The following is a 22,445-nucleotide window of genomic DNA, read 5'->3' on the forward strand; positions in this document are numbered from 1 at the left end:
GCCACAGATTCGACTTAAGTCGGCCCGCCTGAGCGGCTCCCCAGCGAGGACGACATCCCTTGAAGACCAGCCATCGTCATGTCGCGGCGGCGACCGCCCTCATCCTGTCTACGGGCCTTGCCGGCATGGGCCCCGCCTCGGCGTCCACGCCCAAGCGCGATCAGATGATCCTGCATCTTGCCCCCGCCGCCCGCGTCGAGCAGCGCTGCAATGCGCGCGCCATGGGGGTGATCAGCCGCGAGCATCACGACATGCGCCCGGACGAGCTGGTCGCCTACGCCTTCGCAGACACCAAGGTGGGCGCGGACAACATCGTGGCCCCCGGCGCCGCCGTGCGCAGCTCTGGTCACTGGTACCGTCTCTCCTACCGCTGCCGCACCTCCGCCGACGGAATGGATATCAAGGAATTCAGCTACGTGCTCGGCCACGAGGTGCCGCGGGCGGACTGGTCCGCCCATTACCTGGTGCCCTGAGCCGCCCGCGCATGGTCAGTGCAGATCGTTCGTGTAGACGAACCTGGGCATGCGCCAGCCATAGTGCAGGGCCAAAAGGCGCAGGCCCAGCCCTACCAGCATGGCCCCGATCATCAGCAGATCATGGGACACCCCGAGCTGCGCCCCGGCCACGTAAAGCCCTCCGGTGACGATGGAAACGGTGCCGTAGAGCTCGGCGCGGAACAGCAGAGGCACATCCGCGCACAAAACGTCGCGCAGCACACCGCCGACGCAACCGGTGATCATGCCCGAGGCGATGACCACCACCACTGGCATGCCGAGCCCCATGGCGATGTTGCAGCCGATGATGGTGAACACGACAAGACCCACCGCATCGAGAAACAGGAACAGGTGCCGCAAATGGTGCATGTAGCGCGCGATGCCGATGGTGCCGAGCGCCGCCGCGCACGTGATGAGCAGGTAGGAGGGATGCTCGATCCAGGTCAAGGGATGGCGCCCCAGCAGCACATCGCGCACCGAGCCCCCGCCCAGCGCCGTGACTGAACCCAGCAGACACACGCCCACCCAGTCCATCTCCCGCCGCCCGGCCGCCAGCGCCGCCGTCATGGCTTCCGCGACGATGGCGACGATATAGATCGCCTTAAAGAAGAGCGTCGTTTCCATGCCTCGCCACACCAAATTCATAACCCAACACGCAGTTAGGCCACAAATAGCGGAATGTTCTAATTTTTAGATCTATACCTCGTGCCCCGAGCCGCTGTCCCAGGCACCTTTTCTATAAGATCCGACTCCATCATCTTTTTGAAAATTTTTCTAATCACACTGTCCGACTGAACCGAGCAAACCCGGCGAGCTATCGAATTATTTATACTTCCATTTTCAGTAATATAATTCAAAATCAGCTCCTCCCTTGAAGCCAGAGGCTCATGTTTTAAAACAACAATAACTGAGGCATCAGTCTCCCTAATCTCCGGCCCCCCCAGGTTAAGATCCTGCATAGCCCTCGCAGCAGTATTTAACCCTTCTCCAACGTCTTTATTCGGAGGAGACGGAAACTTATTTATCAATCGAACTATCTTCTTATTTCTTGCAAACCTTTGATTCAATATATTGCTTACAGTCACAGGCCCAGCCAACTTGCCCGGGCTCTCTACTTCAACACGATTATCGAATATTCTTACGTGAACATAGTCATTTATACTATAATCCCTATGAATAACCGCGTTACATACGACCTCATGTATCGCCTCTTCAGGATATTTTATCGCCCTAAAGCCACCCTCTTTTAATATCGGGATCTGCTCTATTATTTCTTTCGTCTTAGAAACAGAATCTCTTATTAAATTATAAATCGGCCCCTCAATCGTTATAGGGTCGAACGCCAATTCATTACGCGTCCCCTCTTCAGAAATACTCTTATACCGATAAACCTTTATCGCACTTTGCGCCAAAATTGACTGCGGAAAATCATAAAACAACAACACCCCAGCTACCCGCACCCTGCGCTCTGAAACAATGCGCTCGCGCTTAAAAAAAGCGTCAATTCCGCTATGAGGTACTATCGCCTCCTTAAAATAATCATAAATTTCTGAATCATATAACTCATCTATATTAACATCAGTTACCTGATCCTCATAACTCCTTACACCCTTATCTAATTCAAGCTGATGCAAATCACTCCCGGACACCTGGCGATCTTGAGCATTTTGGCGCCGATACGTCTTATTATCGGCCGCCCGTACAATGTAAGGAGTTTTTTGGACGACAGCCCTCATAACGTAGCCGCTACGACCTTGAGCCGATACGAAGTCTACATTTATGTACTCTGCACCATTCTCAAACAACGCGAATAATTGCGTAACATGCCCATTAGCATCCTCTATAGTATCATACCCTAGCCAACGCTCTCCCAAATCGCTAGGATCTCCAATTCCGATCAGCAGCTCCCCACCATCTGCATTCGCAAAAGCAGAGATTGTTTTTGACATTTTATCAAAATTGTCTTTTCTCTTAAAATCAAAAAACTGAGACTCTTGGCGTGAAAGCAAAATTAAGACATCATCGCAGGATACATTTTCAACTAAAAACATCATGCTCCCCCATGGCGATTTCAGCGAATCACTCCAGCACAACCCATGAGAGCATAATTCTGCGACAAAATAAAAATTTTTAATTGTATTTTAATACCTCAACCCTTCCGCCGGCCGCCCTTGCGATAGCCCTTCGTGCCCGGGTCCGGACGGGGGCCGGGGCGGAAGCTGTCCTCGGCGAGGGGCACGGCGCGATCGCTGCCCGGCCCCATGTCGTCCAGCGACGGCTTGTGGGCGCGGGAGGCGGGAGGCGCCTTATAGGGGGCCTGCTTTTCGGCAAGTCCTTCCAGCGCGGCTTCAAGATCGGTCTTCGCCCGGGACTGGCGCGGCGCGGCCGGCGCCTTGGCGGGTTCGTCCCGCCCCGGCGGCAACGGCGCTTCCGGAGCGGCGGGCTTGGCGGCACGGCCTCGCGAGGCTGAAGCCTTCGACCCGACACCCTTGGATGAAGAGCTTTTGGATGAAGGGCTTTTGGCCGCGCCGGCCCTTCCCCCCTCCGGCGGCAGATTGGCGGCGCGGCCATATTTGCGCGCGCCCTTGAAGCCGCCGGTCTTGTCCTCCACCGCGCCTTGGCTGGCGAGGGGGTCGTCCGCCACCGCCAGCTCGGTGGCCTCCAGGCGGCGGATTTCGTCGCGCATGCGGGCGGCCGTCTCGAAATCGAGATCGGCGGCGGCGGCGCGCATCTTCTTTTCCAGGTCGGCGATGACCGCCTTGAGGTTGTGGCCGAAGGCGGCCCCCTCCTCCATCAGCCCCGTGTCCACCTGCACGTGGTCGCGCTCATAGACGGAGTTGAGAATGTCGCCGATGGCCTTCTTCACGCTCTCGGGTGTGATGCCGTGCTCCACATTATAGGCGATCTGCTTCTCGCGGCGGCGCGTGGTTTCGGCCATGGCGCGGGACATGGAACCGGTGATGTTGTCCGCATAGAGGATCACCCGGCCATCCACGTTTCGCGCCGCGCGGCCGATGGTCTGCACCAGCGAGGTCTCGGACCGCAGGAAGCCTTCCTTGTCCGCGTCGAGGATGGCCACCAACCCGCATTCGGGAATATCGAGGCCCTCGCGCAGCAGGTTGATGCCGATGAGCGCGTCAAACGCCCCCAGCCGCAGGTCACGGATGATCTCGATGCGCTCGATGGTGTCGATGTCCGAGTGCATGTAGCGCACGCGGATCCCATTTTCGTGCAGATATTCGGTGAGATCCTCGGCCATGCGCTTGGTGAGCACGGTGACGAGGGTGCGATAGCCCTTGGCGCTCGCCGCGCGGATCTCGCCCAGAAGGTCATCCACCTGGCTGCGGGCGGGACGCACCTCCACCGGCGGGTCGACCAGGCCGGTGGGGCGGATGACCTGCTCCACGAACACGCCGCCGGTCTGGTCCATCTCCCAGGGGCCGGGGGTGGCGGAGACATGGACGGTCTGGGGCCGCATGGCTTCCCATTCCTCGAAGCGCAAGGGCCGGTTGTCCATGCAGCTCGGCAGGCGGAAGCCATATTCCGCCAGCGTCGCCTTGCGCCGGAAGTCGCCGCGATACATGGCGCCGATCTGCGGCACCGTCACATGGCTCTCGTCGATGAAAACCATGGCGTTGTCCGGCACGTATTCAAACAGTGTCGGCGGCGGCTCGCCGGGCTTGCGGCCGGTGAGCCAGCGCGAATAATTCTCGATGCCGGCGCAGGAGCCGGTGGCCTCCATCATTTCGAGGTCGTAGCGCGTGCGCTGCTCCAGGCGCTGGGCCTCCAGCAGGCGGCCCATCTTGTAGAGCTCCTCGAGGCGCATCTTCAGCTCGGCCTTGATGCCGGTGATGGCCTGGATGAGGGTGGGGCGCGGCGTCACATAATGGGAGGCGGCGTAGACGCGCACGCTCTTCATATCGCCGCTCTTCTGCCCCGTGAGCGGGTCGAATTCCTGGATGCTCTCGATCTCGTCGCCAAACAGAGAGACGCGCCAGGCGCGGTCCTCATAGTGCGCCGGAAATATTTCCACCACATCGCCGCGCACCCGGAAGGTGCCGCGCGCGAAGTCGGCCTGGATGCGCTTGTATTGCAGGGCCACGAGATCAGCCAAAAGGGCGCGCTGGTCGATGCGCTCGCCCACCTTCAGGTCGAAGGTCATGGCCGAATAGGTTTCCACCGAGCCGATACCGTAAATGCACGACACGGACGCCACGATGATCACATCGTCACGCTCCAGTAGCGCGCGCGTCGCCGCATGGCGCATGCGGTCGATCTGCTCATTGATGGAGGACTCCTTCTCGATATACGTATCCGTGCGCGGCACATAGGCTTCCGGCTGGTAATAATCGTAATAGGAAACGAAATATTCCACCGCATTGTCGGGGAAGAAGCTCTTGAACTCGCCATAGAGCTGGGCCGCCAGCGTCTTGTTGGGCGCGAGCACAATGGCGGGCCGCTGAAGCTGTTCGATCACCTTGGCCATGGTGAAGGTCTTGCCCGAACCGGTGACGCCCAGCAGCACCTGATCCCGCTCGCCCTGCTGCGCCTGGGCGCACAATTCCGCGATGGCCTGGGGCTGGTCGCCGGAGGGCTTGAACTCACTCTTCATGGTGAAGGCGACACCGCCTTCCGATTTCTCCGGGCGCGGCGGGCGGTGGGGCACCCAGGTCTGCCCCTCCACCTCCGGCCGCCCGCCCTCGATCAGCCGGCTGAGCGCCTGGACCGTGGCGGAGGCGCCGGAGGATTCCGGAGCGAGGGTGAGATCACCCGGATCCAGCCCGAGGGAGCGAGCGAGGTCAGGGTCGAGCGCCTGCTGGGGCGCCGGCTCGAAGGCGCGCTGGGAGCGCTCCCCGAGCTTTCCGGGGCGGGATGCTTTGGCCATGGCGCCAATATGGGCGTGGCGCCGCCGCCGGAAAAGCCCCTTCGCCAGGTGCGGCCGCCGCCCTCCGCGAAAAACGCATGGCGTCGTCGCCACCTCACGCATTTGCGCGTTTCAACCGTACCTGCGAATGCTCTAGTGAAGCCTGCTGGAGCCCATCCGCCGCTCAGCCCCTTCAGCCGAAACCCATGCCCGCGCTAACCTCTCTCCTGCCTCCGCAGATCGCCCCGCTTGTCCTGCTACTGGCCTCCAACGTCTTCATGACGTTCGCCTGGTATGGGCATCTCAAATACAAGTCGTCGCCGCTGGTGCTCGCCATCCTTGCCAGCTGGAGCATCGCCTTCTTTGAATATTGCCTGGCGGTCCCCGCCAACCGGCTCGGCTCGCAGGCCTATTCCACCGCCCAGCTCAAGACCATGCAGGAGGTCATCACCCTCTTGGTGTTCGCCGGCTTCTCGGTGTTTTACCTGAAGGAGCCGCTGGGCTGGAATCACCTGGTGGGCTTCGCCTTCATCGCGGCGGGCGCCTATTTTATCTTCCACGAATTCTGATCATCCACCGAACCGGGCCGTGGCGTCGTGGCGGGAACCACGCGCAGAATCTGGCCTTCGGACGAATCGGTGGCGAGCCAGAGCGCACCGTCGGGGCCCATGCGCACGTCACGGATGCGCGCCCCCATGGGCAGCCGCTCCTCGCCCATCACCACGCCGTCGCGCACCTTCACTTCCACCAGCGCCGCACCGGCCAGCGCACCCACGAACAGGTGTCCCTTGAACGCCGGCAGCAGCGTTCCGTCATAGAAAGCGGCACCGGACGGGGCGATGGAGGGATCCCAATAGAAAAGCGGCTGCTCCATGCCGATCTTGGACGTGCCCTCGCCGATCTTCGCGCCGGAATAATCGCGCCCATAGCTGATGACGGGCCAGCCATAATTGAGGCCCGGCTGCGGGCGGTTCACCTCGTCGCCCCCGCGCGCGCCGTGCTCCACGGTCCAGAGGCGCCCGGTGGACGGCTCAATGGCGGCGCCCTGCACATTGCGATGGCCATAGGAATAGATTTCCGGCTTCGCACCGGTCATCCGCGCGAACGGGTTGTCCTTGGGGATGGAGCCGTCCGGATTGATGCGCACGACCTTGCCCAGGGTGGTGGAAAGATCCTGCGCCTTGTCTCTCAGGTCGAACCGCTCACCCAGCGTGATGAACAGGGTGCCATCGGGCGCGAAGGCCAGCCGCGAGCCGAAATGGTTGCCCCCCGACCATGCCGGCTGCTGGCGGAAGATGACCGTGAGGTCGGATAGCGAATCGGCATTGGGGCTCAGCCTGGCACGTGCGACCGCTGTCGCCAGCCCGTCGGGCCGGCGCTCGGCGAAGCTCAGATAGATGAGACGATTGTCGAAGAAAGCGGGGTCGAGCGCCACATCCAGCAACCCGCCCTGCCCCACGGCCGCCACTTCCGGCACCCCTGTGATGGGTTGGCCCACGCTGCCATTGCGCTCCACCACCCGCAGCCGCCCCGGCCGCTCGGTGACCAGCAGGCGCCCGTCCGGCAGGAAAGCCATGCCCCAGGGGTGGTCCAGGCCGGAAGCGAACGGGTCCACCCGCACCAGCTCGCCACCGAATCGCACCGGCTTTTCAGGCAACGCCCACGCGGAGCCGATGCCCGCCGCCATCATTGTGGCCGCGACCAGAACCAGCGCCGCGCCACGCCGCAGGACGGCCGTCCGCGCCGTCTGACACATGTGGTTGAGATTTTCGGTGAGAGGGTGAAGCATGGCTTCCTCCCGGCAGCGGGCCGTGTTCAGCGAAGCGGAGAGCGGCAATCTTCCGCCCTGAGCGACAGGCGGCATCCTGATCCAAGGCGCGTACGGGCACAACGCCGCCACGGACACAAAAAAGGCGCCGGAGGATCCGGCGCCCGCATCACACCTCTCATGCCCGCGCGCCAGGCGCGACCCACCTCATTTCCAATGGCGGTGCCGGGCCCGCACGCGCACGCGGCGCAGCGTCATGCGGGTGGCGAAAAGAAGCGCTCCGCCCGCGAGAGCCAGCGCGGCGAAGGTCGCCGCATGGTCAACCACGCGCTCCGCCAGGAAGCCGGCCGCCGCAGCGCGGCCTGAGGACAGCACCACTGCAACCGTGCCGATGGCCAGCATCAGGGCGATGGTGAGCGCAGCCTGAGCGAAGGCATCGCCCGCTTTGTGGGCCCGCACGGCGCGGGCGAGCGTATCGGGATCGGCGGCAGAAAAGCCGCGCGGGTTGGCCGGCCAGGCATCGAAGGACGCCTCCGCGCGCACCAGCTCGCGGCGCGCACCCGCCGCGGCGGGGGAGACGGTCGAGGAGCTCGTTTCGGTGGCGAGGGACTTCAGCATGACGCTCTCACACCAATCGAATCACGGCACTGCCATGTTCAGGCCGGCGAATCAGCGCCGCCGGCACAATTGAAAGTGGCCGAGGACTATGGCTGCGCCGCGGCGGCACCCGGGTAGATGGTGGCGACATCATGGCAACCCCTCACGGCCGCGCGAGTTCTCCCCGCTCTATTACCGCGACAGATGGGCGCCAGGCCATGTCCACATGGTCCGGGTCGGCCGCCACTCTCCTGAGCCACGCGCGCACGCGCGGAAATGTGGAAAGGCTGAACTCGCCCTCCTCCGCCACATGGGTGTGGGCATAAAGGGCCAGGTCCGCGATGGTGAGGCGGTCGGCGGCGAAGAAATCGTGCCGTTTCAAGTGCCGCTCCATCACCGCCAGGGCGGCGTAGCCGTCCTCCATCCAGCTTTCCACATCATGGGTGCGCAGCTCGCGCCCGCCGCGCACCTGGGTCAGCCAGAAGCGGGCCGCGGCGATGCCGGGCTCGTGGCTGTTCTGCTCGAAGAACATCCAGCGCAGGGTTTCGGCCCGCTCGAACGCGTCGTCGGGCAGGAAGCGGGTGCCCTCAGCGAGATAGAAGAGAATCGCATTGGACTCGGCGAGCAGGCGCCCGTCCACATCCAGCAGCGGCACGCGACCTTCCGGGTTCAGCTCCAGGAATTCCGGGGTGCGATGCTCGCCGGCAAAGATATCCACCTCCACAAGGTGGAACGGCAGGCCCAGCTTCGCCAGCATCAGCCGCACCTTGTAGGAATTTCCCGACGACTGCATGGAATAAAGCTTCAGCACCGTCCCCATCCCCGTACCATGGAGGCGATTTTGAGCCACGCCAGCGGGCGCGACCTGCCTCCTATTTGCATTGAAGCCTTTTCTTCGCGTCGTTCCGGCGACTTTTTGCCAAGAAATGCTTTGCGGGTGGATGTGGCATCGCCCGCGACCCGGCGCAAGGGCGCGCCACCGCCAGGACCAGCCCGCGCCCATTCATCACGCATGGCTGCCCCTTCCATTCATCATCGTCGCTTGTTCCGGCGCGGCGGCTGCACTAGTGTCCGCCCGCGCCGGCTGACCTGCCGCGCTCAATTCGTGCCAAACCTGCGCCCTGCGGCCGCCGCGGATCCGCCGCTGCGGGCGGGCGCGTCCGGAGCAACCGGCCATGAGCCTGATTTCGTCCGCCCTGAAGCGTATCAACCCCTCGCCCACCATCGCCATTTCCAACAAGGCGCGGGAACTGAAGGCGGCGGGACGCGACATCATCGCACTGTCCGCGGGCGAGCCGGATTTCGACACCCCCGAGAACATCAAGGAAGCGGCCATCGCCGCCATCCGCCGCGGCGAGACCAAGTACACCGCTGTGGACGGCATTCCCCAGCTGAAGGCCGCCATCGCCCGCAAGTTCAAGCGCGACAACGACCTCGAGTACAAGCCCTCGCAGATCTCGGTGGGCACCGGTGGCAAGCAGGTGCTGTTCAACGCGCTGGTGGCCACCCTCGATGCCGGCGACGAGGTCATCATCCCCGCCCCCTATTGGGTGAGCTATCCGGACATCGTGCAGTTCTGCGGCGGCGTTCCGGTGCCGGCGGAAACGCGCCTGGAAGACAATTTCAAGCTGCGCCCCGAGGTGCTGGAAGCGGCCATCACGCCGAAGACCAAGTGGTTCATCTTCAATTCGCCCTCGAACCCCTCGGGCGCGGCCTACACCCATGACGAGCTGAAGGCCCTCACCGACGTGCTGCTGAAGCACCCCCATGTGTGGGTGCTGTCGGACGACATGTACGAGCACCTGGTCTATGACGACTTCAAGTTCGTCACCCCGGCCCAGGTGGAGCCCAAGCTCTATGACCGCACGCTGACCCTCAATGGCGTGTCCAAGGCCTATTGCATGACCGGCTGGCGCATCGGCTATGCCGGCGGCCCCGAGGCCCTCATCAAGGCCATGGGCACGCTGCAGTCGCAGTCCACCTCCAACCCCTCCTCCATCTCGCAATGGGCGGCGGTGGAAGCCCTCGACGGCCCGCAGGACTTCATCGCGAAGAACAATGCGGTGTTCAAGGAGCGGCGCGACCTGGTGGTGGCCATGCTGAACCAGACCAAGGGCCTCACCTGCCCCAAGCCGGAAGGCGCGTTCTACGTGTATCCGTCCTGCGCGGGCGCCATCGGCAAGTCCACGCCGTCGGGCGTGAAGATCACCTCCGACGAGGTGTTCGCCACCCAGCTCCTGGAGTCGGAAGGCGTCGCGGTGGTGCATGGCTCGGCCTTCGGCACCGGCCCGGCGTTCCGCATCTCCTACGCCACCGCCACCTCTGACCTTGAGGAAGCCTGCCGGCGCATCCAGCGCTTCTGCGGCGCCCTGAGCTGAGAGTGCAACAGGGGCGGGAGAACACACGCTTCCGCCCCATAGAAGCGTTGGCGCGGCGAGGAAGTCACGCTATGGCTTCGCTGTCGTGCGGAGCGGGTCTGAAACCCGCTGGCTTCCCCAGGAGGAACGACATCATGAAGACTGTTTTCAAGGCCGGCCTCGCCGCCGCGGCCCTCTTCGCTCTCAGCGCCCTGCCCGCGTCGGCCCAGTCCCGCGTGCAGGTGGGTCAGCTGAAGTGCACCCTCGCGCCGAACGTGAGCTTCATCCTCGGCTCGGTGCGCGACATGAGCTGCACGTTCAAGCCCCGCCACGGCAAGGTGCGCACCTATGAGGGCACCATCCGCCGCCTCGGCCTCGACATCGGCGTGAGCGGCTCGAGCGTGCTGGTGTGGAGCGTGTTCGCTCCGTCCTCCTCGATCCGTCCTGAGACCCTGCGCGGCAGCTATGTGGGCGCCTCCGCCAACGCCGCCATCGGCGCCGGCCTCGGTGCCAACGCCCTGGTGGGTGGCAACAACAACACCATCGCCCTGCAGCCCCTCTCCGTCGAGGCCCAGACCGGCATCAACGTCGGCCTGACCGTCTCCGACATGACGCTGCGCTGATCGGCCCGGCAGGCCCGGTGTGATTCGCCGCCGGCCGCAATGACGGCAGCGGACGCCCGGGAATTGCCCAGATCAGATCCAACGGCAAACCGGTCTTAAGCCGCACCCCCGCTAGATTTTCGGGGGTGCGCGCATTTTCGGACCCTCGCGAAAATGCGGCCACGATCTCGTTCTAAGAGGTCATTGCGTGTGTCCGCGGGGAGTCCTTTCCTCGGCCCATCGCATCATTGGGGGATCCCATGCGTACCATGTCCGGCCTGATCGGCCTCGCCGCTGTCGCGGCCATTTCCGCTACTCCTGCCGCCGCCGTCGAGACGCCTAAGGTGCAGATCGGCGTGCTCGTCTGCAGCGTTGCGCCTTCCGTTGGCTACGTGCTCGGCTCGGTGCGCGATCTCGCCTGCGAGCTGCGCTCCAGCCGCATTGAGCCCTACACTGTGAAGGGCACCTACAAGGGCACCGTGTCGCGCTTCGGCATCGACCTCGGCATCACCTCCGGCAACACCCTGTCCTGGGCCGTGTTCGCCCCCACCACCGAGATGGGCGCGGGCGCCCTGAGCGGCCAGTATGTGGGCGTTTCGGCCAATGCGGCCTGGGCCATCGGCGGCGGCGTGAACGTGCTGGTCGGCGGTTCCACCCAGACCATCGCCTTGCAGCCCTTGTCCCTGGAAGGCATCACCGGCGCCACCATCGCCGCTGGCGTGGCGGACATGAAGCTGGAAGAAGTCTCCATTCCCATGCCGAAGAAGGCCAAGGTCACCAAATGACCTGAAAGGCGTGCAAGATCGGGGCAGGAGATCCATATGACCAACTTCCGCCCCGCTCTTCTCGCCGCGGCGACGACCCTGCTGACGGCGACCGCCGGGGTTTCCGCCCGGGCCCAAGCCCCGGGCCCGGCCCTCGGCATCGCACCCGCGCAGGGCGGCGCCCAATCCGGCACGCTGACGCTGCCGCAAATCAACGTGACGCCGCCGGCCGCCGGATCCTCCGGCTCTGCGGCGTCCACCCCCGCCCCGGCCTCTGGCGGGACGCAGATGCCCAACGTCTCGGCCGGGCTGCTGGAATGCCGGGGCGAGATGGCGACCGCCACCGGCTTCGGCTCCTCCCGGCGCGTGCGCTGCGAGTTCCGGCCCGGCATGGGGCAGAATCACTATTATATCGGCACTCTGGTGCGCACCGGCCTCGACATCGGCGTGTCCGACCAGGGCAGCATGCTGTGGGGCGTGCTCGCCACCTCGCCGAATCTGGAGCGCGGCGCGCTGGCGGGAACCTATGTGGGCTTCACCTCCGGCTTCTCCCTCGGCCCCGGCTTCTCCGCCAACGTGCTCGCGGCGCAGGACCCGGCCAAGCAGGTCACGCTGCAGCCCCTGAGCGTGTCGTCGGACAGCGGCCTCAGCCTCTCCATCGCCGGCGCCACCCTGACCCTGGAACCCTCGACACCGCAGGTCGCAGGCGACCCTCCGCCGCGCTGACCGCCAAGGCCGCGCGCCACCGGCCACACGCCGGTGTGACTTGCGCCCAGGCCCGGGGATCCCGATCCTCCGCCAGCGTGGGAAAGGGCGCCGCGGCCGGTTGACCCGCCGCCCCCCGCCTGACGCGACAGCCAAGGAGGCACGCGGATGCTGGTGCGACGTCGGCGCGGCTGGGAACTTCCCGAAGCCGCCGCCACCCCGGAATCGGTCTATCTGAACCGCCGCGCCCTGCTGGCCGCTGGCGCCGGCCTGGTGGCGGGCGCCGCCGCCCTTACCCCCGCGAGCGCATTGGCGGGCGAACCGGAGGACCCGAGCGCGGGTCTTTATCCCGCCCCGACCAATCCCCGCTACACCCTCGACCGGCCGATCACCCCGCTGGCCAAGTCCTCGACGGTGAACAACTATTACGAATTCAGCTATGCCAAGAACGTCGCCCCCGCCATGGCGCGCTTTCAGCGCCGCCCCTGGCGCGTGGTACTGGACGGCATGGTGGAGCGGCCGCAGGAATTCGACATCGACGACCTGCTGAAAAAGGTGCAGCTGGAAGAACGCCTGTACCGCCACCGCTGCGTGGAGGCCTGGTCCATGGCCATTCCCTGGACCGGCTTTCCCCTCTCCGCCTTGGTGGACTTGGCGCGCCCCGCATCGGGCGCCAAGTTCCTCAAGATGGAGGCCTTTCGCGACCCCAAGGTGGCCCCCAACCAGCGCGATTTCCGCTATCCCTGGCCTTATGTGGAAGGCATCACCCTGGAGGAGGCGCGCAACGAGCTCGCCTTCGTGGTGACCGGGGCCTATGGCAAGCCGGCACCCGGCCAGTTCGGCGCCCCGCTGCGGCTGGCGCTGCCCTGGAAATACGGCTTCAAATCCATCAAAGGCATCGTACGGTTCAGCTTCACCGACACCCAGCCGCTCAGCTTCTGGGAGGAGGTGCAGGGCGCCGAATACGGTTTCTGGGCCAATGTGAACCCCAAGGTGCCCCACCCCCGCTGGAGCCAGGCGAGCGAGGAGGACATTGCCACCGGCGAGCGCCGCCCGACTCAGCTCTTCAACGGCTATAGCGAATACGTCGCCGGCCTCTACGCGGGACGCGAGAAGGAACGCATCTGGTATTGAGCCACGCCGAAACGCCCCCTCCCCGGCGGAGCACCACACGGCGCGGACACACCTTATTCCTCCCCGCCGCTGCGATGCTCAGCCTCGGCAAAGCCCTGGGGCGCGTCGCCCGCATCGAAAGGCTCATCCACCTCCACGAAGGTATTGGGGTAAAAGCCGTTGAAGTGGGTGCGCAGGGCAAGGGAATAGGCCCCCATGTGGCCGATCTCGATCCAGTCGCCCGTGTCCACGCTCGCCGGCAGGTAAAAGGGACGCGAGAGCACGTCGACACTGTCGCAGGTGGCGCCATAGATCCGGAAGGGCTCAAGGGCGGCCGCCCGCACCGGCCTGCGGCGCCGCGCCGGATCGGGAATATGGCGCACGGGCAGCAGGATCTTTCCGGTCCAGGAATCCGACAGGGACGCCCAGATGCCGTCATTGATGTAGAGCCGCTGCCCCTTCTTCAGCAGCACCCGCACGATCACCGAAAATGACCGCGCGACGATGACCCGCCCCGGCTCGGCCACCAGCGGCACGCCGGAAAAGCCATGGCGCTCCACCGCTCCGCCAAGGCCGGCGAGAATCTCGCTCAACGGCGGCATCGCCTTGTCCTCGCGACGCGGATCGCGCGCATAAAGCGCGGGGAAACCGCCGCCCACGTCGAGGCCAACGAGGGGGACGCCCGCCGCGTCGCGCACTTCGGCGGCGATGGCGATGGCCCGTTCGTAGGTGGAGGCGTCTTCCACCTGGCTGCCCACGTGGAAGCACAGCCCGCAGCGGATGCCGAGGCCATGGATCCGGCGCAGCAGCTCCGCCCCATGGCCGGGCGCCGCGCCGAACTTGCGCGAGAGCTCGTAGGCCGCCTCCCCCTTGGTGGCGATGCGGACGAATAGCGTGAGATCCTGAGGGTCGAGATCCAGCCCACGCACGATGCGCAGGATCTTGGCCACCTCGTCCTCGTGATCGAGGGCCATGGCGCGAACCCGATAATGCTCCAGCGCCAGGCGAATATCGGCCTGCGCCTTGACCGGATGCATGTAGAGCAGCTCGGCCCCGGGGCAGACCGCCCGCGCGGCGGCGAACTCGGCCGGGCTCGCCACGTCGAAGGTGGAGATACCGCAGCGCGCCAGGGTGTCGAGCACCATGGGCTCGCCATTGGTCTTCACCGCATAGGCGGTCTTGCCCGGAAAGGCGGAGAGGAACGTCCGCGCATCCGCCCGCAGCACGTCGGGCCGGAAGCAATATACGGGGTGGTCGGGTCGCAACTCCAGGGCCGCCGCACGGCCGCTGGGGAAGCGCGGAAGGCGCCCCCGATCTCCCCCATCAGGCGCCGCGCGACCATTCTCCCCCATGCCGAAAGCGAAACGTGATTGAGACACGAGATGCCTCCCTGCGTTCCCGCGACATCGCCAGCCCAGCCCGCATCCCGGCAAGGACCCGCGCGCCCGCCACGGACAGGGTGCCGCTCCGTTGACGATTTCTCAAGGAGTGTGGCTCCGTTGCGCTTGACCAACCGGTTCGACGGCGCCATCGTTCGCACCGATTTGGCCGCATTGCGGCAACAGCGACGAGTGGAGACGACCATGGGGAATGGGGTGCGCACCGCGAACGGCAAGGCGAACCGCAGGGTTTTCGGTCGTCTGGCCAGCTTCGGGGCGGCCGCTTTTGCCGTGGCGTTGGGCCTTAGCGCCCCCCGCGCCGAGGCCGCCAATCTGCTGGAGCTGAATTTCTGGCTCTCCGGCCCCAATTATTCCGGCGATGTGCCGGCCTGCGACGAGCAGTCCGCGCTCAATCTCATCGCCCAGCGCTTCGGCGAGACGGAGCGGCGGTTCTGGTCCTCGGACCTCACCATCACCCAGTTCGAGCATCTGAGCGAGATCGCTTTCCGGCCGTGGGGTCCTGAATATCTGCCGCGCCGCTATTGCCGCGGCACCGTCTACACCTCCGATGCCCACAAGCGCCCGATCTACTACGCCATTGTCGAATCGGGTGGTTTCGTCGGCGCCTCCTGGGGCGTGGAATGGTGCATCGTAGGCCTTGACCGCGAATATGCCTTCGCTCCGTCCTGCAAGATGGTTCAGCCGTGAGGCCTGCGGCGGTCCCGCCGCGCGTGCGTGGGCCGTCCATCACCCCTTCCATCCGTCAGGGGCGGCGAGACAGGCAACGGCTGGGCCCGCTCGGCGCGGGGCAGCATTTTGACACCGCGGTCCGCATGCTCGCGGTCCTGCTCCTTCTCCTGGCGGCCGGCGGTGCGCATCCCGCGTGGGCGGAAGCACGCCAGCCCCGTGCTGAGGCAGCCACGCCCGACGGCTTCGATTTCTACGTGCTCTCCTTGTCCTGGTCGCCGACCTATTGCGAGGCCCAGGGCCCCCGTGCCGCCAATGAACCGCAGTGCGCCCTGAGCCGCCCCTATGCGTTCGTGGTGCACGGCCTGTGGCCGCAATATGAGCGCGGCTTCCCGGAATTTTGCGAGCAGCCGGCCCCCTACGTGTCCAACCGGCTCGTGGATTCCATGTTGGACATCATGCCGAGCAAGCGGCTGGTGATCCACGAATGGAAAAAGCACGGCACCTGCTCCGGCCTTGATGCCCAGGGCTATTTCGCCGCCATCCGGGCCGCACGCAAAAAGGTGGTGGTGCCGGCCGAGCTCGCCCGGCTCGACGACTACCTGATGGTGTCGCCCCAGGATCTGGAAACCGCCTTCCGGACCGCCAATCCGGGGCTTCAACCGGACATGATGTCGGTCGACTGCGACAAGCGTCGCCTGCGCGAGGTACGCATCTGCCTGTCGCGCGACTTCGCCTTCCGCTCCTGCCCGGAGGTGGACCGGCGCTCCTGCCGCCTGCCGAAGATGGTGATGCCCCCCGTGCGCGGCAATTGAAGCCTGCGCCTCGCACTATTTTCCATGTGACCGATCGCGCGTGTGATCGGTCGTGAAAACGGGGCGCACTTTCTATAGATGCGTGTGCGGGGGTGGCAGCCCCGCACACGCACGCCACAAACACGCCCGGTGACCCCGCCCCCATGAACTATCGCCACGCTTTCCATGCCGGCAATCCGGCCGATGTGATGAAGCACGCCGTGCTCGCCCGCGTTCTCACCTATCTCGCCAAGAAGGAAGCGCCCTTCCGCGTGCTGGATACCCATGCGGGCGCGGGGCTTTACGACCTCGACGGCGCCAGCGCCCAGCGCACCTTGGAGGCGGAAGCGGGCATCGAGACCCTTCTGGCCGCCGATCTGCCGGAGAAGGTGACGGCGCTGCTCGCGCCCTATTTCGAGACGATCCGGAACCTGCGGGCGGAAGGACGGCGCCTCTATCCCGGCTCGCCGGCCCTGGCCCTTGCGCTGTCGCGGCCGCAGGACCGCTTCCTGTTCTGCGAGCTCAACAAGGATGAGCGCGCGAAGCTGGAGAAGCGGCTGGGCGACGACCACCGCGCCAAGATCCTGCCGCAGGACGGCTGGCAGGCGCTGGGCGCCCACCTGCCCCCGCGCGAGCGGCGCGGCCTGGTGCTGGTGGATCCTCCGTTCGAGGAGCAGGGGGAGTTTTCCCGCTTGGTGGAAGGCCTGAAGACCGCGCACGCCCGCTTCGCCACCGGCATTCTCATGCTGTGGTACCCGATCAAGGACCTGCGGGCGGTGGATGCCTTCCGTCGCGAGGTGGCGCAGCTGAAGCTGCCCAAGACGCTGCGGGTGGAGATCGATTTTTCGGAGGTGCGCAGCCTCGATACGCTGTCGGGCAGCGGGCTCATTATCGTCAATCCGCCCTTCACCCTGGCGGATGAGGCCCGCACCATCCTCACCGCAATCAACCCGCTGATGGCGAAGGACGGCAAGGGGCGGGTGCGCGTGTCCTGGCTCACCGCGGAACGCTGAGCGCCTCCTGGTTGGGTGAAGAAAATCCCGGAAAGGTGTAGGGATGCGCGCCCTGCCCTCGAAAGCCGGATGGCCTTCATGCTCCTGCGCTATTCTGCCACCTCGCCATTTGCCCGCAAGATCCGCCTCGCCGCTGCCATTCTCGGGCTTCCGCTGGACCTCCAGCTGGCCGACACCGTCGACCCGAGCGACACGCTGCGCCAGCAGAACCCGCTCGGCAAGGTGCCGACCCTGCTCACTGATGACGGCGAATGGCTCTACGATTCGAGCGTCATCCTCGCCTATCTCGACCAGGTGGCCGGTGGCGGCAAGCTGCTTCCCAAGGAGCCCAAGGCCTATATCGGCGCGCTGAAGCTGCAGGCGCTGGCGGACGGGCTGATGGATGCCGGCGTGCTGGTGCTCTACGAAGGACGCTTCCGCCCGGTGGAGAAGCACGAGGACAAGTGGCTGGACCACCAGCGCCAGAAGATGGCCCGCGCCCTGGACGCGCTGGACGCGGCGCCACCGGCCGCCGATGGCCCCATTGGCGTGGGTGAAATCTCGCTGGCCTGCGCGCTCGGCTTCCTGGATTTCCGCTTCGGCGGCGAATGGCGGGCGAACCACCCCCGCTTGGTGGCCTGGCAGGAGGCCTTCGCCGGCCGCTGCCCCATGTTTGCCGAGACCACGCCGCGCTGAGGCGCACGCCACGTGAGAAAAAGGGCCGGCGGCATCACACCGCCGGCCCTTTCATTTTGCAATCACGCGGCCGCGCCGACGCGCGGCACGGGAACCATGAGGCCGCGCTTTTTCAGCTCCGCATGGGTCAGGTCCAGCACCTTCCAGGCGGTGTTCACCAGCAGGTCGGCCTCGGCGTGGGAGAGGGTGAAGGGTGGGGCCAGAATCAGGCCGTCGCGCACCGCGCGCATGATCAGCCCCTCGCGGAAGGAGAAGTCGCGGCAGATGAGGCCCACCGTGCCCTCTTCGCCGGCGAAGGCGGCGCGGGTGTCCTTGTCGGGGGTCAGCTCCAGCGCGCCGATCAGGCCCACCATGCGCGCCTCGCCCACCAGCGGATGCTCGGCCAGCTTCAGCCATCGTTCCTGGAGATAGGGCCCGATATCGTACTTCACCCGTTCGACCAGCTTTTCCTCATGCATGATCTTGAGGTTGGCCAGCGCCGCCGCGCAGCCGCCGGGATGGCCGGAATAGGTGTAGCCGTGGTTGAACTCGCCCCCATGCTCGATGAAGCCTTCCGCCACCTTGTCGCCGACGATGACGCCGCCGAGGGGGAAATAGCCGGAGGTGATGCCCTTGGCGAAGGTGATGATGTCCGGCTTCACGCCCATGAACTGGCTGCCGAACCATTCACCCGTGCGTCCGAAGCCGCAGATGACCTCGTCGCAGATCAGCAGCACGTCGCGCTCGCGGCAGATCTTCTCCACCTCGGGCCAGTAGCTGGCGGGCGGGATGATGACGCCGCCGGCGCCCTGGATGGGCTCGCCGATGAAGGCGGCCACATTTTCCGCCCCCGCCTCGTCGATGGCGCGGGCCACCTCGCGGGCGGCATAAAGGCCGAATTCGTCGGGGTCCATGGCGCCGCCCTCGGCCCACCAATAGGGCTGCTGCACATGGATGATGCCGGGAATGGGCAGGCCGCCCTGCGCGTGCATGGGCGTCATGCCGCCGAGCGAGGCGCCGCCCATGGTGGAGCCGTGATAGGCATTCTTGCGCGAGATGAAGATGGATTTCTGCGGCCGGCCCATGGAGGCCCAATAATGCCGCACCAGCCGCAGCACCGTATCAATGGCCTCCGAGCCACCGGAGGTGAAGAAGACGTGGCTCATGCCCTCCGGCGCCACGTCGGAAATGGCGGCGGCGAGCTCGGCGGCGGCTGGATGCGTAGTCTTGAAGAAGGTGTTGTAATAATCGAGCTGGTGCAGCTGGGCGGCGATGGCATCCACGATGTCCTTGCGCCCGTGGCCGACCTGGGAGCACCACAGGCCGCTCATGCCATCCAAGATCTTGTTCCCGTCGCTGTCGTAGACATAGACCCCTTCCGCCTTGGTGATGACACGCACGCCTTCGGCGTTGAGCGCCTTGGTGTCCGAGAACGGATGCAGGTGGTGGGCGGCGTCGAGCGCGCGCCAGTGGGCCGTCGAGTTGGACAGGGGGGAGGATGACACGATGCAGTTGCTCCTAGTGAGCCCGCGCGGCAGCCCCGTGTCGGGCCCTGGGGAGCCCGTCTCTGGGCGCATCGCGGCGCTTGTCCAGCAAATTTGAATTCCTGTTTCCCGTCAAGAAACAGCGCAGCATGACGCCGCGATGACGCCATGCGCCGTCGCCTCATGATATATCCGACGGCGCACGGAACCGGGCGAGGAAAGGCCTTCGCATATGGAAGCGGACTTCTGGCAGGCACGCTGGGCCAACAACCAGATCGGATTTCACGAAGGCAAGACCAACGCCTTCCTGGAGAAATATTTCGACAGGCTCGCTTTACCCCCCGGCGCGCGGGTCTTCGTGCCCCTGTGCGGCAAGACGCGCGACATCGCCTGGCTGCTCTCACGCGGGGTGAAGGTGGCAGGGGCGGAGCTGTGCGCGCTTGCCGTGGCGCAATTGTTCGAGGAACTGGGGGTCGAGCCCACCATCACGGCCATGGGTCCGCTGATGCGCTATGCCGCCCCCTCCATCGAGATCTTCCAGGGCGACATCTTCCAGCTCACCGCCGACGCGCTCGGCCCCGTGGACGCCGTTTACGACCGCGCGGCCCTGGTGGCGCTGCCGGCGGAGATGCGCCGCCTTTACACCCGGCATATCCTGGAGCTGACCGGCGGCGTGCCGCAACTGCTGCTGGTGATCGCCTATGACCAGTCGGCCGCCGATGGCCCGCCCTTCGCCGTGGGCGGGGAAGAGGTCCACGCCCATTATGACGGCGCCTACACCATCGCCCACCTTGATTGCCAGCCCCTGCCGGGCGGCCTGAAGGGCAAATGCGAGGCGACCGACAATGCCTGGCTGCTCACCCGGGCCAAGCCCTAGGCTTGATCGACCGTCAAGAAACGCAGGTTGCCGAACGGCGCGTTCCCTCTCCCACTTTGGGGAGGGAGCGCGGACCACCTCAGTGGGGCGGAAGCTCGGCCTTTGAGGCTTTTTGGCGCTGCAAGGCAGCGCCTTTCGATTCGCGACCGGGCCCGCCTTCCCTGCGGTTTTGCCCCCTCCCCGCAAGCGGGAGAGGGAAGAGCGGCGCGCAGAGCACGTTGATGCATCGGCAGGCCCGCGCCGCCTGCACCAAATGGCGGTGACTCCAAAGCGGCTGGCCAGGGATTGGGCGTTCCGCCCGGCCCAATCGTCCCCTCCAAGCCGTGAACAGCTGTCCGGCGGAACTCCTCAGCAGGCAAAAGGCGAGAAACTGGGCCGGCAGGGAGGGCAGGCTTCATGCCATTGGCGCCGGTTTTCGACCGGCACCACAAGCCCCCCCTGAGCACCGACCGGGCTTGACCTGCGGCCCATGAGCCGTGCTCACGGGCCGTTGGGATCAAAGGCGCGTCCAGACGGTCTTGAGGTCCGAATATTTCTCCAGAGCGTGCAAGGACTTGTCGCGCCCGAAGCCGGACTGCTTCACGCCGCCGAAGGGCGTGGTGATGTCGTCGGCATCGAAGCAGTTCACATAGACGATGCCCGCCTTGAACCGCCGCGCCACCTTGTGCGCCGCCGCAAGGTCGCCGCTCCACACCGCCGCGCCGAGGCCGTAGACGGTGCCGTTGGCGATCTCCACCGCCTCGTCGAGCCCGTCGAAACCGATCACGGACAGCACCGGGCCGAAGATTTCCTGCTGAGCCAAGGCGGAGTTTGGCGCCACATCGTCGAACACGGTGGGGGCGACGAACACGCCGCCCGTCTCCTGGTGCACCGCCGTGCCGCCGGTGACCACCCGCGCGCCCTCCGCAACGCCGCGATCGATGGCGGCGAGGATGCGCTGCTGGTGCTCCCGGCTCACCACCGCGCCGGCCGGCGCCGCCGGATCCAGCGGATTGGCCGGCATCCAGCGGGGCGCGAGGGCGGCGATACGGGCGACCAGATCGGCCCGGATGCGGTTGTCCACCAGCAGCCGCGAGGCGGCCGTGCACATCTCCCCCTGATTGAAGAAGATGCCACCGGCCACGGCTTCCGCCACCGCGTCCAGGTCCGGCACGTCGTGGGCCACCACGAAGGCGGTCTTGCCGCCCAGCTCCAGATAGACGCGCTTCAGGTTGCTGTCGGCGGAATAGCGCATGAAATAGCGGCCCACCTCGGTGGAGCCGGTGAAGGCCAGAGCGTCCACGTCCATGTGCAGGCCCAGCGCCTTGCCCGCTTCCACGCCCAGGCCCGGCACCACGTTGAACACGCCGTCCGGAATGCCCGCCTCGTGGGCCAGCTCCGCCAGGCGCAGGGCGGTGAGGGGCGATTCCTCGGCCGGCTTCAGCACCACGGAATTGCCCATGGCGAGCGCCGGCGCCACCTTCCAGGCAGCCATGATCATGGGGAAGTTCCAGGGCGTCACGCAGCCCACCACCCCCAGCGGCTCGCGCAGGATGAGGGCGAGATTGTCGGCCGTGGTCGGGGCCACCTCGCCATAGACCTTGTCGGCGCACTCGCCGTAATACGCGAAGCAATCGGCGGTGGCGCGCACGTCCACGGCGCGGGCGTCGGAGATGGGCTTGCCCATGTTGAGGCTCTCGGTGAGAGCCAGCTCGTCGCCATGGGCGCGGATCAGCTCGGCGAAGCGCTGCAGGGTGCGCTTGCGCTCCAGCGGGCGCTGGCCAGACCAGCGGCGATCCTCGAACGCCCGGCGGGCGGCAGTCACGGCCCGGTCGATATCGGCGGCATCGCCGGCGGCGACGTCTGCCAGAACCCGGCCCGTGGCCGGATTGACGGCGCTGAAGGTGCGCCCCGAAGCGGCGGGCACGAAGGCGCCGTCGATGAAGGCCTGGGTGCGAAAAGTGGGGTGCTCTACAGGTTCCGCCGTCGCGGTCATGATGGCTCCTCGGCCGCGAAATGGGCCTCGAGCGTCAAAACTGGCGTGGCGCCGGGGGCGGCGTCAAGGCAAGGCAGCGCAATCCACGCTCTTTCGCCGGCAAAATCTCAACCTGGAAAGCCAGCCGAAGCAGCCCCGCCAACGTCACTCATCCCCGCGCCCGCCGGTCCCGCAACAGAGGCGAGCACGCCAGCAGAGGGTTCGGCGATTTGCCGGCGAATTTTAAATTTCCCTTCATTAATCAATAAATTGTAAACGCGCGCCGCGACGGCGCGCGCGCAAAGGCGCGGCCAGGAGAGCGCACCGGCGGCTCTGAAA

General features: G+C 65.6%; 21 protein-coding genes. 12 read left to right on the top strand and 9 right to left on the bottom strand.

Going from position 1 to position 22,445, the window contains the following annotated elements:
* The first annotated feature begins 59 nt into the window (after positions 1-59).
* Positions 60-473, top strand: coding sequence for a DUF930 domain-containing protein (locus L0966_RS12140; RefSeq protein WP_234052181.1), 414 nt, complete (start codon positions 60-62; stop codon positions 471-473).
* Positions 474-488: 15 nt separating this feature from the next.
* Here the strand turns inward: L0966_RS12140 and L0966_RS12145 are convergent, their stop codons facing one another.
* From L0966_RS12145 to uvrB, 3 genes are all read right to left on the bottom strand, one after another.
* Positions 489-1,118 (bottom strand): trimeric intracellular cation channel family protein, encoded by a 630-nt coding sequence (locus L0966_RS12145; protein WP_234052183.1) that lies wholly within the window; start codon positions 1,116-1,118, stop codon positions 489-491.
* A gap of 59 nt (positions 1,119-1,177) precedes the next feature.
* Complete coding sequence (locus L0966_RS12150; RefSeq protein ID WP_234052186.1) at positions 1,178-2,548, bottom strand: ATP-binding protein; 1,371 nt, start codon at positions 2,546-2,548, stop codon at positions 1,178-1,180.
* 95 nt (positions 2,549-2,643) lie between these two features.
* Positions 2,644-5,379 carry an excinuclease ABC subunit UvrB gene (gene uvrB, locus L0966_RS12155; RefSeq protein ID WP_304945421.1) on the bottom strand — a complete coding sequence of 912 codons (2,736 nt, stop codon included), beginning with the start codon at positions 5,377-5,379 and terminating at the stop codon, positions 2,644-2,646.
* Between the two features lie 185 nt (positions 5,380-5,564).
* Between uvrB and L0966_RS12160 the strand changes: the two genes are divergently transcribed.
* A complete protein-coding gene (locus tag L0966_RS12160) occupies positions 5,565-5,927 on the top strand; it encodes a DMT family protein (RefSeq protein ID WP_234052187.1) in 363 nt (120 codons plus the stop codon).
* Here L0966_RS12160 and L0966_RS12165 read toward each other — a convergent pair.
* The 3 genes from L0966_RS12165 to L0966_RS12175 all read right to left on the bottom strand — a co-directional run bounded on the left by L0966_RS12165 (position 5,903) and on the right by L0966_RS12175 (position 8,534).
* Positions 5,903-7,048 carry a PQQ-dependent sugar dehydrogenase gene (locus L0966_RS12165; RefSeq protein WP_370640731.1) on the bottom strand — a complete coding sequence of 382 codons (1,146 nt, stop codon included), beginning with the start codon at positions 7,046-7,048 and terminating at the stop codon, positions 5,903-5,905. The genes L0966_RS12160 and L0966_RS12165 overlap by 25 nt on opposite strands.
* Before the next feature lie 285 nt (positions 7,049-7,333).
* A complete protein-coding gene (locus L0966_RS12170; RefSeq protein WP_234052192.1) occupies positions 7,334-7,744 on the bottom strand; it encodes a hypothetical protein in 411 nt (136 codons plus the stop codon).
* Between the two features lie 142 nt (positions 7,745-7,886).
* Positions 7,887-8,534 (bottom strand): glutathione S-transferase family protein, encoded by a 648-nt coding sequence (locus L0966_RS12175; protein ID WP_234052193.1) that lies wholly within the window; start codon positions 8,532-8,534, stop codon positions 7,887-7,889.
* A gap of 364 nt (positions 8,535-8,898) precedes the next feature.
* On the opposite strand from L0966_RS12175, the gene L0966_RS12180 reads away from it, so the two are divergent.
* The 5 genes from L0966_RS12180 (at position 8,899) to msrP (ending at position 13,285) form a co-directional block, all read left to right on the top strand.
* The gene (locus tag L0966_RS12180; protein WP_234052194.1) at positions 8,899-10,101 is read left to right on the top strand and encodes a pyridoxal phosphate-dependent aminotransferase; all 1,203 of its coding nucleotides are present in this window, start codon (positions 8,899-8,901) and stop codon (positions 10,099-10,101) included.
* Between the two features lie 134 nt (positions 10,102-10,235).
* Positions 10,236-10,703: a DUF992 domain-containing protein gene (locus tag L0966_RS12185; RefSeq protein WP_234052195.1), complete on the top strand. Its 468-nt coding sequence runs from the start codon at positions 10,236-10,238 to the stop codon at positions 10,701-10,703.
* 239 nt (positions 10,704-10,942) lie between these two features.
* Positions 10,943-11,467, top strand: a complete 525-nt coding sequence (locus L0966_RS12190) for a DUF992 domain-containing protein (protein WP_234052196.1) — start codon at positions 10,943-10,945, stop codon at positions 11,465-11,467.
* 36 nt (positions 11,468-11,503) lie between these two features.
* A complete protein-coding gene (locus L0966_RS12195; protein ID WP_234052197.1) occupies positions 11,504-12,172 on the top strand; it encodes a DUF992 domain-containing protein in 669 nt (222 codons plus the stop codon).
* 147 nt (positions 12,173-12,319) lie between these two features.
* The gene (gene msrP / locus L0966_RS12200; protein WP_234052198.1) at positions 12,320-13,285 is read left to right on the top strand and encodes a protein-methionine-sulfoxide reductase catalytic subunit MsrP; all 966 of its coding nucleotides are present in this window, start codon (positions 12,320-12,322) and stop codon (positions 13,283-13,285) included.
* A gap of 53 nt (positions 13,286-13,338) precedes the next feature.
* Here the strand turns inward: msrP and L0966_RS12205 are convergent, their stop codons facing one another.
* A complete protein-coding gene (locus tag L0966_RS12205; protein WP_234052227.1) occupies positions 13,339-14,616 on the bottom strand; it encodes an ornithine decarboxylase in 1,278 nt (425 codons plus the stop codon).
* 231 nt (positions 14,617-14,847) lie between these two features.
* Here L0966_RS12205 and L0966_RS12210 point away from each other — a divergent pair, with 231 nt between their 5' ends.
* From L0966_RS12210 to L0966_RS12225, 4 genes are all read left to right on the top strand, one after another.
* Positions 14,848-15,351, top strand: coding sequence for a hypothetical protein (locus tag L0966_RS12210; protein WP_234052199.1), 504 nt, complete (start codon positions 14,848-14,850; stop codon positions 15,349-15,351).
* A gap of 125 nt (positions 15,352-15,476) precedes the next feature.
* Positions 15,477-16,145: a ribonuclease T2 gene (locus L0966_RS12215; RefSeq protein ID WP_234052200.1), complete on the top strand. Its 669-nt coding sequence runs from the start codon at positions 15,477-15,479 to the stop codon at positions 16,143-16,145.
* A 143-nt stretch (positions 16,146-16,288) separates the two neighbouring features.
* Positions 16,289-17,137: a 23S rRNA (adenine(2030)-N(6))-methyltransferase RlmJ gene (locus tag L0966_RS12220; protein ID WP_234052201.1), complete on the top strand. Its 849-nt coding sequence runs from the start codon at positions 16,289-16,291 to the stop codon at positions 17,135-17,137.
* A gap of 69 nt (positions 17,138-17,206) precedes the next feature.
* Positions 17,207-17,812: a glutathione S-transferase N-terminal domain-containing protein gene (locus tag L0966_RS12225; protein ID WP_370640729.1), complete on the top strand. Its 606-nt coding sequence runs from the start codon at positions 17,207-17,209 to the stop codon at positions 17,810-17,812.
* Positions 17,813-17,874: 62 nt separating this feature from the next.
* Here the strand turns inward: L0966_RS12225 and L0966_RS12230 are convergent, their stop codons facing one another.
* Complete coding sequence (locus L0966_RS12230; RefSeq protein WP_234052202.1) at positions 17,875-19,296, bottom strand: aspartate aminotransferase family protein; 1,422 nt, start codon at positions 19,294-19,296, stop codon at positions 17,875-17,877.
* Between the two features lie 211 nt (positions 19,297-19,507).
* Between L0966_RS12230 and tmpT the strand changes: the two genes are divergently transcribed.
* Positions 19,508-20,152 (top strand): thiopurine S-methyltransferase, encoded by a 645-nt coding sequence (tmpT, locus tag L0966_RS12235; protein ID WP_234052203.1) that lies wholly within the window; start codon positions 19,508-19,510, stop codon positions 20,150-20,152.
* Between the two features lie 496 nt (positions 20,153-20,648).
* Here tmpT and L0966_RS12240 read toward each other — a convergent pair whose 3' ends face one another.
* Positions 20,649-22,127 (bottom strand): aldehyde dehydrogenase, encoded by a 1,479-nt coding sequence (locus L0966_RS12240; protein WP_234052204.1) that lies wholly within the window; start codon positions 22,125-22,127, stop codon positions 20,649-20,651.
* Positions 22,128-22,445: the final 318 nt, after the last annotated feature.

It is taken from the genome of Xanthobacter sp. NM-59 (genome assembly GCF_021401125.1).
Classification (GTDB): Bacteria; Pseudomonadota; Alphaproteobacteria; order Rhizobiales; family Xanthobacteraceae; genus Xanthobacter.